The sequence below is a fragment of the Aurantibrevibacter litoralis genome (assembly GCF_034651555.1).
Classification (GTDB): domain Bacteria; phylum Bacteroidota; class Bacteroidia; order Flavobacteriales; family Flavobacteriaceae; genus Aurantibrevibacter; species Aurantibrevibacter litoralis.
This window is the reverse complement of sequence record NZ_JAYEEQ010000018.1, coordinates 56,866-72,420: the sequence shown is the minus strand read 5'-3', so window position 1 is coordinate 72,420 and position 15,555 is coordinate 56,866. Positions and strand designations below refer to the sequence as shown.

Here is a 15,555-nt window from a genome sequence, read left to right as displayed (position 1 = left end):
TGAATCGATTTTAAGCAACTAGTTTAAACGGCTCACTTTCATCCGGCGCACATGGCTCAATTTGACCGGCGCATCCAGCAGAACCACTAAATCAATATCTTCGGAAAAACGGTCGATGTACTTATAACATTTGGATAAAGCTGTTCCTCCTTTAAATATGGCTTCATCTTTTATGGTACTTTCAAAAATTAGCTTTAGAGCATAACATATCCAATAGTCTTTTTCTACATAAACTTCCAGAATGTCCATATGCTGTGCAGTTGCCGTTATCGCATCTGCGAACAAATCTTTGTTTTGGTGCAGATTCATAGGATATTCCAGTTTTGTTGGGTTTTCAATGCGGTATCTCGGAGATTGTAATCGTAGGTGCTAAGTGGATTGAGCGAGTTTTTCAATCTTTTGATATCGATTGTCGTATCAAGCTTTTCCAATAATGCACCTAACAAAGCCCTTACCCTAGGTGGATACAAAAGTGCATATTTAATAAGTTCATTCAATTCTTTGGATGTCATTATACCTAAACGACTTAAAAATATAAGAATAGCTGATTTTTTATTGACATCTGGAATATTATTAAGGTCTTTCATAGCATCCAAAAAACCTAGCATCCTATAATTTTTCTCTGTTACGGGTGCGTAGCTTTTTACTGGCTTCGCTTTGATTCTGCCCCTATTGATGTAAATACGCTTTTCGGCACTTGCTATTTTGTACATTGCTGGTACTTGGGTAGTCAAGTTCAACTGATTGTACAATGAAGTTCCTGTAATATATGCTATTCTCTTACCGTCCTCAAATAAATAAGGCTTGAGCATTTCTTCTTCATTTGGCTATAGTTCCCCAAAAACAGTAATTTTAGGTTTATAAAAAATCCCCTTTGACAGTTTTTTTATAATTCCCTTTTTTTGCAATCGTTCCAAGGCTTTTGCAGCTGTTAGATATTCTTCGCGAAGAATAGATAAATCTGCATACCCAAAAGTGCTATCCATTGGTAGCTCCTCTATTCTATTGGCTATTTTTTTTGCAGTAGTCATCGTAGTGCAAAGATATTAAAAAAAATAAAATGTCAAGTTTTTTGCGCAAAAAACTTGACATAATACTCCAAAAATAGACAAGGCCCTTTGTATCATGCAAGGCCATCTGAATGCGATCTAAAATTGAATTATTTTCTTTTGCCTAATAAACCACTATGGATTAAAAATCCATAGTTTTTAAAAAAGAATGAAATTCTTTGTTGCACATGGGCTATAAAGTCCTCCCTTAATCCCTCCGAAGGAGCGAAACTTCTCTCCTCCGGGGAGACTGAGAGGGGATGTTGTAAAAATTTATAGAAACTAAAGTAGCTGCAATTGAATTGCAGGGTTTTAACCATTAACTAGAAAATAAATATCATCTCCAACATGACTAATTTTAAGTAATATGTCAAAACAAACCTTCGCTAAGAAAAGCTGATAGATATAGTTAACATGAGATAAAATTTGAATTAAATAGTGCATTATAAGGCACTTTTTTATCAAATAGAGTTAATTGCATTAGAAAAAGATAAAATAGTGCAATAAAACACACTTTCGCTATGTTTATTCATGATAAATATTTAATTTAGCCTACAAAAGAGCCATATAATGCACTTTAATAGTTTAATACAAAGTATAAAGGAGCGAAGAGAAATGCTGCAGGTTACCCAAGAAACATTGGCAGACCTTTCAGGTGTAGGTCTGCGTACCCTTAAACAATTTGAAAGTGGTAAAGGCAACCCTACTGCAGAAACATTAAACAAATTGGGTAATGCATTAGGTTTGGAACTCACTTTCCAAGTAAAAACGACATCACCTGAAGAATGAGGCAAGCAGTCATTTTGTACAAAAAGGAAGAAGCAGGAAAATTGACCCAATCGGATGATGGAAGTTTCACATTTCGTTATCATGACAAATGGTTTGCATCAAACGACACCCCAGCTATCAGCCTTACATTACCAAAAAACCAACAAGAGTATCATTCAGAGCATCTATTCCCTTTTTTTTATAATATGCTTCCTGAGGGCTCAAACAAACAAAATATTTGTTTTGAGTTACGCATTGACCCGAAAGACTATTTCGGTCTATTATTGACCACAGCAAAATATGATACGATTGGAGCCATTCAGGTTAAGGAAATAAAAGCATGAGGAATCCAATGAAAATAAACAACTGTCCGGGCACTTTAAAGAAAGGACTCAATACCTATAGTACGACAGCATTACATCGTTTATTCAAAGGGAGGAAGGTAAGCCCTATCCTACCCTACGAATCGCCTGTTACCAATGCGGTTACTGAAGAACTCTTTAAAGAAAACAAACTACGTTTATCCATTTCTGGTGTACAAGAAAAGTTTTCGGTACTACTGGAAAAGAACAAACTACGTTTGATAAATGATGGAGAACAAGGGCAGTACATTTTAAAACCAATTCCGAATGTGGGAACTCGTACAGATCAAATGCCGGCCAACGAACATTTGAGCATGCAGTTGGCACGCCAAGTATTCGCAATCGAAACTGCAGAGAACGGCCTCGTATTCTTTAAAAACGGAGACCCCGCATATATTACCAAACGTTTTGATGTGCAAGAAGATGGTACTAAATGGGCCATTGAAGACTTTGCTACTTTAGCCGGAAGAACACCACAAACCCATGGAACGGATTTTAAATATTCTGGAAATTATTTACACCTTTTTGAACTTTTAAAAAAGTATGTTCCAGCCTATCCAATTGAGGCTATCAAACTATTTAAGCTACTACTTTTCAATTATTTAATATCTAACGGTGATGCCCATTTCAAAAATTTCTCTTTAATGGAAACTGCTTTGGGAGATTTTAAATTGAGTCCTGCCTATGACCTATTAAACAGTAGGATCCATATTGAGGATAGGGATTTTGCATTAGAAGATGGACTTTTACCAGTAGACAAATCAAGAGGTAAGATTACAGAGCAGTTTTTTCAGCTAGCAGAACTTGCTGGCATTTCTAAAAGGCAATATGAAAAGGCATTTAGAAGTTTAACGACAAATCAAGATAAAGTACTATCCTTAATCGAGCTTTCATACTTGGATGAAAAGACGAAAAGAAACTACCTTCAAGGGTATCAGACAAGGCTTAGAAAACTTTTGAGAGATTAGAATTTAATATACAAGTTATGATTATCTAATTCGAAGAAATCCATTTCCAGATCGGTTTAAGTTTAAGAAAGTATTGATACGATGGGTTTGCAATCACCGGGATTACGAAAAAATAAAGAATATAGATAAGTTATAAAGAAATGGGAGAATTAATTACACATGAAGCATATGTAAAAGCAAATCTTCGCTTAGAAGAGTTGATAGATGTTGTGGATGATAATATGTCAGCAGATAATCCTTTAGCAAAAGAGTTTTTGGAAGTTTCTGATATCATCGAACAATACGAGGAAATCCATTTTCCAATTAGGCTACCTACCTTACAGGAAATGATTGAACTACGTATGTTTGAGATGGGGCTTAAAAGAAAGGATTTGGCAACTCTCTTAGATACAAGCGCCTCAAGAATAAGTGACTATTTAAACGGCAAAAGAGAAATTACTTTGAATGTTGCCAAAGCCTTGCATCAAAAATTAAATATTGATAGTGACATTATTTTACAATAGAATCTATAACCATGGAATAAAAATTCAAAATCTGGTTAAAGTTGAGAAAATTGGCCAAGATGAATTTGTAGATAGGATATGTTATTGTGGTCATACAGACAAGTGTAGTTGTGCTGATCCTTCAATTACTATTTTTAAGGATTCGATTGAGAGAGGATTTTTAAATGTGAACGACGGAAAAAATGGTTGGAAGTCCGTTGAAAATGCAGGTTGAAAAAAATTACGTCCATTGAAATATTGGTTAATATGTTTTCTATTTCTCTATCGGAAGACCCTCAATAAAAAAACACTTATTTAGCCCCATAAAAGGCCTTTTAGTGCAGTTTTGTACCTTATTTGCACCTTACATTTATACCTTATTAATAATCAATAGAAGTTACATTTTGTATCGGGGGAAATAAAATCCAATTAAAAAGGCAGCGTCTCCGCTGCCTTTTTCCCCAAATCTTACCATGAACTTAACCTACTTATGCTATGGTGCTTCAAAGGTACATGAATACCGTAAAAAATGATTCCTAAACTAGGCAAGATGCATAAATTCTTGGTTGTACGGCTTATTCCACAGATGGCTCATAGACATCAATAGGGTACCACTTCAACGCATCTAGCATAAAAACTTGAATCAAGTCCTAAAAAACATATTCAGGCTCAAAGATTATACGCCAAAATAGGTTTCATGTGTACCATCAATAGCAATAAAAAAAGTATTCGCTATTAATACCGATCTATTTTGGCACCAATAGCGCGTAATCGGGTATCGATATTTTCGTAGCCGCGATCTATTTGCTCTATATTGTGTATTGTAGAAGTTCCTTTTGCAGATAAGGCTGCGATTAACAAGGATACGCCCGCTCGTATATCTGGCGAAACCATAGTGGTAGCCTTTAGTGTAGATTTAAAGTCATGCCCTATTACAGTGGCTCTATGGGGATCGCAAAGGATAATTTTTGCCCCCATATCGATCAATTTATCTACAAAAAACAAACGACTTTCAAACATTTTTTGATGAATAAGAACCTCACCTCGCGCCTGGGTGGCTATCACCAAAATAATACTTAATAAATCTGGAGTCATACCCGGCCAAGGAGCATCGGCCACGGTAAGGATAGAGCCATCTATATAGTTCTGAATGGCATATCCTTCGTTGTGCTCCGGAATATAAATATCGTCTCCTTTTTGTTCTAAGCGAATTCCAAGTTTTCTAAATACGGAAGGGATTTGACCCAAGTTTTCCCAACTGACATTTTTTATGGTGAGTTCGCTCCGTGTCATTGCCGCAAGGCCGATCCAACTTCCAATTTCAATCATGTCGGGTAGCATGGTATGTTCTGTACCTTGTAATTGGGTAACTCCTTCAATTTGAAGCAAATTAGAACCTATGCCCGAGATTTTGGCGCCCATCCTATTCAACATCTTGCACAATTGCTGCAAATATGGCTCGCAGGCTGCATTATAAATAGTTGTAGTGCCTTGGGCAAGTACTGCTGCCATTACAATATTGGCGGTGCCGGTTACCGATGCTTCATCTAAAAGCATATAGGTTCCTTTTAGGCTTTTGGCCTCTACGCCATAGAAATGTTCCTCTTTATTGTATCGGAATTTTGCGCCAAGCTTAATAAATCCTTCAAAATGAGTATCCAATCGCCGGCGACCAATTTTATCGCCTCCGGGCTTGGGAATATACCCTTTTCCGAAACGCGCCAACAAAGGCCCCACCATCATAATAGATCCTCTTAAACCCTTGCCATCATTTTTAAATTGATCGGATTGCAGGTAGTCTAGCTGTACTTCATCTGCCTTAAACACATAAGACCCTTTTCCTTTCTTTTGAATTTTTACGCCTAAATCCTCTAAAAGCGAAATCAATTTATTGACGTCTACAATATCGGGTATGTTGTGTATCGTAACACTTTCGGAGGTTAATAGTACAGCACAAAGGATTTGCAATGCTTCATTTTTAGCTCCTTGCGGTGTTATTTCTCCGTGAAGCTTATGTCCGCCTTCAATTTTAAATGTCCCCATTTAACGTTGAAAATATTAGAACCGTTTTTTACCGCGGTTGTTATTAGTATTGGTTCCTTGACTTTTTTTACCTGTAGAAGTGGTCGTCTTTGGTGTCTTGGCTACTCTATTTTTAAGGAATTGACCGCTTTCGGTGAGATTTTCGCCCTCTGAGGCCATATCAATCTGCCCATCACTTAACTCGTATAAATGAGCAAATATTGCTTCATCATCTACCGTATCCTTGTTCCAATTCAGGTAACACTTTTTCATGTGATTGGCAATGACATATTCTAAACCTTCGCGCATATCACCCTTCTCCCACTGCACGGCAACATCAATCATTCGTTTAATATTGTTGCCATAAAAACGGTATTTGGGAAAATTTTGGGGGTAGCTTAACGGTTCGGGACGTTGTCGCAATACCTCTTTTGAGGTAATGGGATAAGGAGAATCTACGTTCAATTTAAAATCGGACATGATAAAGAGTTGATCCCATAATTTGTGCTGAAAATCGGGCACATCCCTTAAATGGGGTTGCAAATTTCCCATCACGCTAATAATCGATTTGGCTACTTTATTTCGCTCTTCATCATCTGCAATGGATACGGCATAATCTACCATCTTCTGAAAATGGCGCCCGTATTCTGGAATAATGAGCTGTGTGCGCTCAGTATTGTACTCTAAGTTTTCTACTAAATTCAATTTGAAATGTTTAAGGCTTTTGTATTAAAAAACAAGGTAGTAAAGCTATAACGGATATTAAACGACAAAATTATGGTAAAAATGCCGTTTTACAATGATATTACACCTTTTACTTCACCAACCTCCTTATAATTTTGGATCACAGCATCCGGATCTTTGCAATTTACCGTTACCGAAATACTGGTATACGTGCCATTTTTAGACTTTTTTGTTTCAATAACAGCTCCGGTGTTATCAAAAATCGTCTGTATTTGTTTAATTTTCTCTGCCTCCGAAGGCACTATAAACTTGTACAGGTAATTAGAAGGCCATGTACTGCTTTCCGCTAACTGAATTTTCAATCGCTTATAAAATTCCTCGGATTTTTCAGTTTCCATGACAATCGTTTATGCAAATATAAGGCTTCATTATCAATTTTTTAGTCTAGTAGGTATTTCATTACTTTGTAACCGCAAAAATGTTATCTTGAATCCTATTAAAGTTGTGATTACCGGTGGACCGAGTACGGGAAAAACATCGGTCATTAAAAGAATTGAAGAAAGAGGATTTCTGTGCTTGCATGAAATATCTAGAAGCATAACGCTAGAGGCACGTGCCGAAGGAATTCCACAACTCTTTTTAACCGATCCGCTACGATTTAGCAAGCGTATATTGGAAGGGCGTTTAGCACAATTTTACGAAGCTGAGAACGCGTTGACAGATATCGTTTTTTTGGATCGCGGCCTACCCGATGTGTTGGCCTATATGGATGGGGTGCACCAAAAGTATACCCGCGATTTTGTCGATGCGTGTAAAAACAACCGCTATGACAATGTGTTTTTATTACCGCCTTGGAAGGATATTTATACGGCGGATAACGAACGGCACGAAAATTTTGATGAAGCCATTCGCATTCATGATTTTTTAGAACGCACCTATACCAACTATGGGTATCGTGTTCAGGAAGTGCCTATTAGCTCCGTTGATGAGCGGGTCAATTTCATTCTCAGTGCCCTAAATAAATAACATGTTGAAAAATCCGTCCGATATTCTAAAAACCTATTGGGGTTATTCCGAATTTAGAGGCTCTCAGCAACGGATTATTAATGCCGTATTACAAGGTAATGATATGCTGGCATTGCTTCCCACCGGGAGAGGAAAATCGGTATGTTACCAAATACCGGGTTTAACCCTAGATGGTATTTGCATTGTAGTATCGCCCTTGGTTGCCCTAATTCAAAATCAAGTATCGCAATTAAAACAAAAAGGCATAAAAGCCATTGCACTTACCGGTGGCATACCTCATGATGAGGTCATCGATTTGCTGGACAATTGTCTTTTTGGGGGTTTTAAATTTTTGTATCTCTCCCCCGAGCGGTTACAACAAGATATGATACAAGAACGTATACAGCAAATGAACGTGAACCTGATCGCTATAGATGAGGCACATTGTATTTCATTGTGGGGAAACGATTTTAGGCCTGCCTATTTAGAATGCCATCTGTTACGAACTTTGGCTCCTAATGTGCCTATTATTGCGCTTACCGCAACGGCAACAGCACAAGTAAGCCAAGATATTATAACGCATCTTGGTCTTAGGCAACCGCTTATCGTTAAAGATTCTTTTGCACGAGATACCATTTCTTTTAAGGTCATTCAAGACGAGGATAAAATGGGGCGCTTACGAACACTTTGTCACCAATTAAACGAAAGCGGTATCGTATACGTCCGGAGCCGCAGGCTGACGGAGTCCCTTGCCAATTTCTTGCAGCAACAAAAAATAACGGCTACCGCCTATCATGGGGGCTTGTCTAAAAAAGATAAAAATGAAAGATTAAATCAATGGTTAGAAGATAGGGTAAAGATCATGGTGGCCACAAATGCCTTCGGAATGGGTATTGATAAACCCAATGTGCGGTTAGTAGTGCACTACCAGATTCCGGAAAGTTTGGAGAATTATTTTCAAGAAGCCGGAAGAGCCGGAAGGGATCAGAAAGCTGCGGAAGCCATTTTAATACGTAATAAGAGTGATGCGCAACTGGCTAAAGAACAATTTTTAAGTGTTTTGCCCGATATCCCCTTTATAAAAACCTTGTACAATAAGCTAAATAATTATTTTCAAATCCCTTACGGAGAAGGGGCAGCTGCCAATTTTGCTCTTAATTTTAATCAATTTTGCGCCACCTACAAGTTAAACAGTATTCTCACCTACAACGGATTACGCATTTTAGATCAAAATTCGGTCATTGCCTTATCCGATACTTTTTCGAAACGAACCAGCTTGCAATTTACAGCGTCTAAACAAGAATTATTTCACTATTTAGAGAAACATCAAGATATAGCTACTATTGTGCAAACGTTACTGCGAACATATGGTGGGGTGTTTGATTTTGATACCAAAGTAAACACCTATCTTTTGGCAAAAAAAACTCAAATTTCGGAAGCGCAACTAGTTCAAATCCTGCATCAATTGAAAAATGACCATATTATAGATGTACATGATGCACATACCGATTTGGAAATTACCTTCTTAGTCCCCAGAGAAGACGATCGTACTATTCATTCATTCTCGCATAAAGTAAAGGTTCAGCAACAAGTGAAACTACAGAATTTAAATCGGATGCTAGACTATGTACAGAACAACAAAGTATGTAGAAGTGTTCAGTTATTAGGCTATTTTGGCGAGCATAAAACAGCATGCGGCTCTTGCGATGTGTGCTTGCAAAATACCAATGCAGATCCGAGCATATTGGCTTTAGTGTTGCATGATATTTTAAAATTGTTGAAACAAAAACCACTGTCTTCCCGCGCAATGATAACACAATTACCTTACAAGGAATCAATGATTTTAAAGGGAGTTCAACACCTATTAGAAGATGAGTACATCGCAATAAATACCCAAAACCAATATGAAATTAGGTAATATGGAACCAATGCGTATCCTTTTTATGGGAACACCAGACTTTGCAGTAGCTTCATTAGCAATGTTGTTAGCGCATAATTATGATGTAGTTGCGGTAGTAACTGCTGCCGATAAACCGGCTGGAAGAGGAAGGAAACCACAACAATCTGCCGTAAAACAATATGCCTTGTCCCATGATATAAGGGTTTTACAGCCCACCAATTTAAAAAGTGATACTTTTCTGGATGAATTACGAAGCCTCGATGCCAATCTTTTCATTGTTGTTGCCTTTAGAATGTTGCCTAAATCGGTTTGGTCCTTGCCCAAATACGGCACTTTTAACTTGCATGCCTCCCTATTGCCCAGCTACCGCGGTGCCGCCCCCATCAATTGGGCTATTATAAACGGGGAGAAAGAAACCGGAGTAACAACCTTTTATATCGATGATAAGATCGATACAGGAGAAATTCTCTTACAAGAAACGACACCCATACACATAGCAGATACTGCGGGCACCTTGCACGACACCTTGATGAAATTGGGCGCGCAAGTGGTACTGAATACAGTACTCCAAATTCAACAAAAATTAGTAACACCAAAACCGCAAAAGGGAGCCGATGCTTTTAAAATGGCTCCAAAATTAGACAAAGAAACGTGTAGAATAAATTGGAACTTACCGGCAGCAACTGTGTATAATCATATTCGTGGATTAAGTCCTTACCCAACAGCTTGGACACTTTTAGACAATGACAGCGATCCGGTTATGCTAAAAATTTACAATGCCCAATTTGAAATTGCACCCCACAATTACGAATCTGGTAAGGTGATCGGCACTAAAAAAAATATAAAAATTGCGGTTAAAGACGGGTTTATTCTACCAACTGAATTGCAATTGCCGGGAAAACGAAGAATGTCTGTTCAAGAAATGCTAAATGGTATAAAATGGGAAAAATGGGGCAATGTGCGCTAAACCCCTAGATTCATTAGGCTTAACAAAAAAAGTAAAAATCCTCTTACTTTATCAACAAACCATTTAAGTTATCAACAAAAACATGGATTTCCCCCTATTTTACTTGTGTTCACCGTAAATCCGTATAAATTTGTTCGACATTGAAATTATTTAACAACATTTAATTGTATTAAACTATGAACAAAACAGAATTAATCGATGCCATTGCAGCTAGTGCAGGTATTACAAAAGCTGCGGCAAAAAAAGCATTAGAATCATTTTTAGAGAATGTAGAAGCATCTCTTAAAAAAGGAGAACGCGTATCTTTAGTTGGTTTCGGATCTTGGTCCGTTTCTAAAAGAGAGGCTAGAGAAGGTAGAAACCCATCTACCGGAAAGACCATTAAGATAGAAGCTAAGAATGTAGTTAAATTTAAAGCAGGTGCTGATTTGGCAAAAGCGGTTAACTAATTCAAAAAAAAACCAGAATAATGAAAAGCATCCATTAAATGGATGCTTTTTTTGTTATTAACAAGATTTGTCTTATTTTAGGTCAGCTAGAATGTGTTCTTATGGTAGATTTAGAACCAAAAAAAGGAGTGCTTTTAATAGCAGAACCTTCGTTAACCGGTGATGTTTCGTTTAACCGATCTGTTGTACTCCTTGCCGAGCATAATGAGGAAGGCTCTGTAGGGTTCATTCTTAACAAACCGCTACCCTACCAAATAAACGATTTGGTTACGGAAATCTGCGCCCCTTTTCCGGTGTATAACGGAGGGCCTGTAGAGCAAGATAATTTGTATTTTATACATAAAGTACCTCACTTAATAGGCAACAGCATTGAAATATCGGATGGTATATTTTGGGGAGGCGATTTTGAAAATACCATTGCGCTAATCAATACTAATTTAATCTCAGAAAAAGATATCCGTTTCTTTTTAGGATATTCCGGATGGGACTCTTTTCAGTTAGACGAGGAACTTTCTTCTAAATCATGGATTTTGGCTAAGAACAACGATCAAAGCAAGATAATTGAAATGCCAACTAAAGCGTTTTGGAAGGATAAAATGAAGGAGCTTGGTGGCACGTACCTCTTATGGAGCAATGCCCCGGAGAACCCGAACCTCAATTAATTCGCAAGCACATGATGCATTGGTGTCACTGGCGTTTTTTTGCCGGAATACCAACAATGAGTTAAAAACTACAGTTTCCTTTTCGTACTTGCCCTATATCGATTCGTATGCTTATGTTCTAAAATAAAGAACTTCATAAAAATTTCTTGAAACTGACTATCCCCCAGGAAAGCCATAGGGGATATACTTCTACTGCGCTCAGTACGAGTTTCGCCAGTTTCATTTTGGTCTTTGGGCCAAAAACCGAAATGTTGTATTTTACCTCACCCGGAACTGCAAAAAGGCAGTTCCGATCGCTCCAAAGGAGCGATAAATAGGAAAGCCCGACCCAAGGATCGAGGAATCTTCAGATTAAAACTGCCCATAGCCTTATATTCTACAGAACACCCGTAAAACAACTATTAGCTTAGGACTTCTTTTCCTTCGATTCCGATTTTGCACCTTCCGACCCTTCCTCTAGATCTGTTTTTTCTGCTGCATCCTCCTTTGGGTTTTCCGTAAAATCTACAATACCGTTGTCGTGTAGCAAATTATACCATTGAATAATTTTTTTAATATCACTGGCATAAACGCGATCTTCATCGTAATTGGGCAATATTTCGAAGAAATACGCTTCCAAAGCGAGTTTATCAGCCTTATGGGTTATGCTGGTCTTACCACCATTTTCCTTTTCTTGTATCTGTAAAAATACGTGGCGCAATGGTATCTCCTCTTCCAAAGTATATATGGCAATTTCCGAAAGCACACTTACATTGCTTTTGGCCATGACACTTAGCTTTTTGCCGTCTAGCAAAGACGCTGCAACAAAACCAGTACGGGTCTGCGTTACTAATTTATAAAGTCCCGGTTTCCCGGCTATGGATAATATTTTATCTAAACTCATGTATTTTCTTCAATTTTTGGGCAAATATGATATTTTTAGGGGAATAAAAAAACGTCTTTAACGTCCTTTTTTAACGTCAGGGAAACGCATGCGATAATCTACCTTTATTTTTCCTTTTGAAATATTGGCTAATCTTGTTTTTAAAAGGGTCTTTTTTAAGGTCGATAATTTATCCGTAAATAGAATCCCCTGGATATGATCATATTCATGCTGAATAACCCTTGCTAAAAGGCCATCATAGGTTTCCGTATAGGGGATAAAGTTCGCATCCATATAAGAAATAGTTACCCTTTCCTTTCGCGCCACATCCTCGCGTATATCGGGAATGCTTAAGCAACCTTCATTAAAGAGCCATTCCTTACCTGATTCTTCCAAAATTTGGGCATTAATAAAAACTTTCTTGAAATTTTTTAGTGCATTTTGTTCCTCCGGAGCTAATTCGTCGTCGTCACCAAAGGCCGTCGTATCTACTACGAACAACCGGATAGCTTTGCCTATTTGAGGCGCTGCCAAGCCAACGCCATGCGCATTATACATGGTTTCCCACATCGCTTCAATTAAAGATTTTAAATCGGGATAGTCGGCGTCAATGAGGTTGCTTACTTTACGTAGAACAGGGTCTCCGTAGGCTACAATGGGTAATATCATTCCGTTATTTTCTGTTTAAATAAGCCTGCAAAATTAGCGTTGCACTAATTTCATCGACTAATGCTTTGTTTCTTCGTTGTTTTTTTTTTAGTCCGCCTTCAATCATACTCTGAAAGGCCATTTTTGAGGTAAATCGCTCATCCTGACGTATGATAGGTATGTCAGGAAATGAAACACTACATTTTTGCAAAAAAGGAATTATGAGTGCCTCTGCTTGCGAAGGCGCACCGTCCATTTGTTTGGGTTCACCCACCACTATTCCGACTACCTTTTCTTCTGAAATATATTTCTTTAAAAAGGAGAGTAGTTGCGGCGTAGCCACGGTAGTAAGTCCTGAGGCAATAAGCTGTAAATCATCGGTTACAGCAATGCCGGTGCGAACTTTTCCAAAATCGAGTGCCAGAATTCTACCCACTGCTTTTTTTTTTGCAAAAATAAACGATAAAATGTGATAAGTGTAAAATTGAACTAGTTTTTAAGCGATAGCGGTTATATTTGCAAAAATTTAAGAGACAATGACCGATTTAAGACAATCTATAGAAAAAGCGTGGGAAAACAGAACACTGCTCGCAGAAAAAGCGACACAAGAAGCCATCCGAGAAGTCATACGATTATTGGACACAGGAGCGTTGCGTTGTGCAGAGCCTACATCGAATGGCTGGCAGATTAACGAATGGGTGAAAAAAGGCGTGGTGCTTTATTTTCCGATTCAGCAAATGGAAACTTTAGAAGTCGGTATCTTTGAATACCACGACAAAATACCTTTAAAAAGGGATTATGCCGCAAAGGGGGTGCGTATTGTGCCTCATGCAGTTGCCCGTCACGGTGCCTACCTTGCTAAAGGCACAATATTAATGCCCAGTTATGTAAATATTGGTGCGTATGTTGATGAAGGAACCATGGTAGATACATGGGCCACTGTAGGCAGTTGCGCCCAAATTGGAAAAAATGTGCACCTTAGTGGGGGTGTGGGTATCGGTGGGGTGTTAGAACCCTTGCAGGCTGCCCCCGTAATTATTGAAGATGGTGCATTTATTGGCTCGCGCTGTATCGTTGTAGAAGGGGTACGAGTAGAAAAGGAAGCTGTACTAGGTGCCAATGTGGTACTTACGGCATCCACCAAGATCATAGATGTTACCGGTGATGTACCCGTAGAACGAAAAGGTTTGGTGCCCGCAAGGTCTGTAGTTATTCCCGGAAGTTACACTAAATCGTTTCCGGCAGGGGATTATCAGGTACCTTGTGCACTAATTATTGGCACCCGAAAACCTTCAACAGATTTAAAAACCTCACTGAACGATGCCTTAAGGGAATACGGAGTAGCCGTATAATTTTAAGCGGATGAGAATACCCCTTACCGGTTGTTCTCATCCGCAAAAGACATCAAAACAGGGGAATAATCTAAAAAAAAATGATATCGCTATACACGCAGCCCAATTTCTAGGCTCCTTATAAAATCGATGATCTCTTTTGTTCGCTTTGGTAAGAGCCAAGGTAAGTACCTACATTGGATATGGTGTATGGCCCACAGATGTTTGTCTTTTTAGATAGTAACCGTTCAATTGACTATCTTTGAACTAAGCCTATGTCAACTTCTAAAAACCATGTACTATCGATGGAAATAAAATTTTTATTGTACATCACCTATCCCTATAGCATCCCCATTTGCAAACCCTTAGAAGAAGAAATAAAAGCTCGGGGGATGCACGTAAAATGGTTTGTAGAAGATAAAAACACCATAACCTATTTTAAGGGAAACGAAACTATAGTGTCTATTGAAGAGGCCATAGCCTATGCGCCACATATCGTGTTAACAGCAACAGATTATGTGGCCGATTTTATCCCCGGTATAAAGGTTCAGTTGTTTCACGGGTTTCCCGCTAATAAACGAAAAGGCAAAGACCAATTTACCATACGGAATTTCTTTGATCTATATTGCACTCAAGGCCCTACTTCTACGGACGTATTTAAGGCAAAAAGTTTGAGATTAAAACATTTTGAGGTGATAGAAACCGGGTGGCCTAAAATGGATGCACTGTTCCCTTTGGAGGCCATAAAAAGGACTGTTACAAAACCTGTTATTCTTGTGTCGTCTACATTTACCAAAAAATATAGCTTGGCTTTGAATGATGAATTCTGCACGGAATTGCAACGTCTTTCAAAAACCGGAAAATGGCACTTTGACGTGGTATTGCACCCCCTACTGCCTAAGAGTGTGGTTAAAAAATTTAAGACCATGCAACACGAAAACTTTTGCTATCACGACACTACAGATTTAATACCCCTGTTTAAAAAGTCCGATATAATGATCTGCGATACCTCATCGGCCATTATTGAATACCTTTTACAAAAAAAGCCGGTGGTTACGTTTCGAAATAATAAGCCACTACCCAGCTACCTCAATATTACGGCGGTTTCAGAACTGGAAAATGCTATAAACGACGCCTTATCCTATCCCTCTTCACTTTTGAGCGAAATAGAAAAATATGCCCGGGCATCGCACCCTTATGAGGACGGAAAATCTTCACAACGTGTCCTAGATGCGGTGTTACATTTCTTACAGAAAGACAAATCGCACTTAAAACCAAAACCCCTAAGTGTATTGCGAAAATTTAAAATTCGGAAAAAATTACAATTTTGGACTTTGCAGAGTTACCGCAAACCCATCACACTCGCTATTGATTAAAATTTATTTACCGGCACATA

20 protein-coding genes are annotated in these 15,555 nt (G+C 38.3%); 11 read left to right on the top strand and 9 right to left on the bottom strand.

Annotation, left to right across the window (positions count from 1 at the left end):
* Positions 1 to 18: 18 nt before the first annotated feature.
* The 3 genes from U1E44_RS13635 to U1E44_RS13625 are packed head-to-tail and all read right to left on the bottom strand — an operon-like array spanning position 19 to position 1,031.
* Positions 19 to 309 (bottom strand): nucleotidyl transferase AbiEii/AbiGii toxin family protein, encoded by a 291-nt coding sequence (locus U1E44_RS13635; protein WP_322931654.1) that lies wholly within the window; start codon positions 307 to 309, stop codon positions 19 to 21.
* Positions 306 to 812, bottom strand: a complete 507-nt coding sequence (locus U1E44_RS13630) for a hypothetical protein (RefSeq protein ID WP_322931653.1) — start codon at positions 810 to 812, stop codon at positions 306 to 308. The genes U1E44_RS13635 and U1E44_RS13630 overlap by 4 nt, the downstream gene beginning before the upstream one ends.
* 15 nt (positions 813 to 827) lie before the next feature.
* Positions 828 to 1,031: a hypothetical protein gene (locus tag U1E44_RS13625; protein ID WP_322931652.1), complete on the bottom strand. Its 204-nt coding sequence runs from the start codon at positions 1,029 to 1,031 to the stop codon at positions 828 to 830.
* A 588-nt stretch (positions 1,032 to 1,619) separates the two neighbouring features.
* Between U1E44_RS13625 and U1E44_RS13620 the strand changes: the two genes are divergently transcribed.
* The 4 genes from U1E44_RS13620 to U1E44_RS13605 all read left to right on the top strand — a co-directional run bounded on the left by U1E44_RS13620 (position 1,620) and on the right by U1E44_RS13605 (position 3,650).
* Positions 1,620 to 1,838 carry a helix-turn-helix domain-containing protein gene (locus tag U1E44_RS13620; RefSeq protein ID WP_322931651.1) on the top strand — a complete coding sequence of 73 codons (219 nt, stop codon included), beginning with the start codon at positions 1,620 to 1,622 and terminating at the stop codon, positions 1,836 to 1,838.
* Positions 1,835 to 2,161, top strand: a complete 327-nt coding sequence (locus tag U1E44_RS13615) for a HipA N-terminal domain-containing protein (protein WP_322931650.1) — start codon at positions 1,835 to 1,837, stop codon at positions 2,159 to 2,161. The genes U1E44_RS13620 and U1E44_RS13615 overlap by 4 nt, the downstream gene beginning before the upstream one ends.
* A gap of 8 nt (positions 2,162 to 2,169) precedes the next feature.
* Positions 2,170 to 3,147 (top strand): type II toxin-antitoxin system HipA family toxin, encoded by a 978-nt coding sequence (locus tag U1E44_RS13610; RefSeq protein WP_322931649.1) that lies wholly within the window; start codon positions 2,170 to 2,172, stop codon positions 3,145 to 3,147.
* A gap of 140 nt (positions 3,148 to 3,287) precedes the next feature.
* The gene (locus tag U1E44_RS13605) at positions 3,288 to 3,650 is read left to right on the top strand and encodes a helix-turn-helix domain-containing protein (RefSeq protein WP_322931648.1); all 363 of its coding nucleotides are present in this window, start codon (positions 3,288 to 3,290) and stop codon (positions 3,648 to 3,650) included.
* Positions 3,651 to 4,364: 714 nt separating this feature from the next.
* Here U1E44_RS13605 and murA read toward each other — a convergent pair.
* The 3 genes from murA to U1E44_RS13590 form a co-directional block, all read right to left on the bottom strand.
* Positions 4,365 to 5,672, bottom strand: coding sequence for a UDP-N-acetylglucosamine 1-carboxyvinyltransferase (murA, locus tag U1E44_RS13600; RefSeq protein WP_322931647.1), 1,308 nt, complete (start codon positions 5,670 to 5,672; stop codon positions 4,365 to 4,367).
* A 15-nt stretch (positions 5,673 to 5,687) separates the two neighbouring features.
* Positions 5,688 to 6,356, bottom strand: coding sequence for a DUF4290 domain-containing protein (locus tag U1E44_RS13595; protein WP_322931646.1), 669 nt, complete (start codon positions 6,354 to 6,356; stop codon positions 5,688 to 5,690).
* Between the two features lie 89 nt (positions 6,357 to 6,445).
* Positions 6,446 to 6,733, bottom strand: a complete 288-nt coding sequence (locus U1E44_RS13590) for a DUF493 family protein (RefSeq protein WP_322931645.1) — start codon at positions 6,731 to 6,733, stop codon at positions 6,446 to 6,448.
* An 88-nt stretch (positions 6,734 to 6,821) separates the two neighbouring features.
* On the opposite strand from U1E44_RS13590, the gene U1E44_RS13585 reads away from it, so the two are divergent.
* The 5 genes from U1E44_RS13585 to U1E44_RS13565 all read left to right on the top strand — a co-directional run bounded on the left by U1E44_RS13585 (position 6,822) and on the right by U1E44_RS13565 (position 11,318).
* On the top strand, positions 6,822 to 7,361 hold the full coding sequence (locus tag U1E44_RS13585) for an AAA family ATPase (protein WP_322931644.1): 540 nt from the start codon (positions 6,822 to 6,824) through the stop codon (positions 7,359 to 7,361).
* 1 nt (position 7,362) lies between these two features.
* A complete protein-coding gene (locus U1E44_RS13580) occupies positions 7,363 to 9,258 on the top strand; it encodes a RecQ family ATP-dependent DNA helicase (protein ID WP_322931643.1) in 1,896 nt (631 codons plus the stop codon).
* Complete coding sequence (gene fmt / locus U1E44_RS13575) at positions 9,245 to 10,207, top strand: methionyl-tRNA formyltransferase (RefSeq protein WP_322931642.1); 963 nt, start codon at positions 9,245 to 9,247, stop codon at positions 10,205 to 10,207. Before U1E44_RS13580 ends, fmt begins: the two co-directional genes overlap by 14 nt.
* Positions 10,208 to 10,383: 176 nt before the next feature.
* Complete coding sequence (locus U1E44_RS13570; protein ID WP_322931641.1) at positions 10,384 to 10,656, top strand: HU family DNA-binding protein; 273 nt, start codon at positions 10,384 to 10,386, stop codon at positions 10,654 to 10,656.
* A gap of 101 nt (positions 10,657 to 10,757) precedes the next feature.
* Positions 10,758 to 11,318, top strand: coding sequence for a YqgE/AlgH family protein (locus U1E44_RS13565; RefSeq protein ID WP_323673906.1), 561 nt, complete (start codon positions 10,758 to 10,760; stop codon positions 11,316 to 11,318).
* Between the two features lie 406 nt (positions 11,319 to 11,724).
* Here U1E44_RS13565 and U1E44_RS13560 read toward each other — a convergent pair whose 3' ends face one another.
* The 3 genes from U1E44_RS13560 to ruvX are packed head-to-tail and all read right to left on the bottom strand — an operon-like array spanning position 11,725 to position 13,264.
* Positions 11,725 to 12,201 (bottom strand): DUF5606 family protein, encoded by a 477-nt coding sequence (locus U1E44_RS13560; RefSeq protein WP_322931639.1) that lies wholly within the window; start codon positions 12,199 to 12,201, stop codon positions 11,725 to 11,727.
* Between the two features lie 57 nt (positions 12,202 to 12,258).
* On the bottom strand, positions 12,259 to 12,849 hold the full coding sequence (def, locus tag U1E44_RS13555) for a peptide deformylase (protein WP_322931638.1): 591 nt from the start codon (positions 12,847 to 12,849) through the stop codon (positions 12,259 to 12,261).
* A gap of 4 nt (positions 12,850 to 12,853) precedes the next feature.
* Positions 12,854 to 13,264 (bottom strand): Holliday junction resolvase RuvX, encoded by a 411-nt coding sequence (gene ruvX, locus U1E44_RS13550; RefSeq protein ID WP_322931637.1) that lies wholly within the window; start codon positions 13,262 to 13,264, stop codon positions 12,854 to 12,856.
* A 100-nt stretch (positions 13,265 to 13,364) separates the two neighbouring features.
* Here ruvX and U1E44_RS13545 point away from each other — a divergent pair, with 100 nt between their 5' ends.
* Entirely contained in the window at positions 13,365 to 14,180 is an 816-nt protein-coding gene (locus U1E44_RS13545; RefSeq protein ID WP_322931636.1) for a 2,3,4,5-tetrahydropyridine-2,6-dicarboxylate N-succinyltransferase, read from the top strand.
* A 284-nt stretch (positions 14,181 to 14,464) separates the two neighbouring features.
* Positions 14,465 to 15,535: a CDP-glycerol glycerophosphotransferase family protein gene (locus U1E44_RS13540; protein WP_322931635.1), complete on the top strand. Its 1,071-nt coding sequence runs from the start codon at positions 14,465 to 14,467 to the stop codon at positions 15,533 to 15,535.
* Positions 15,536 to 15,555 lie beyond the last annotated feature (20 nt).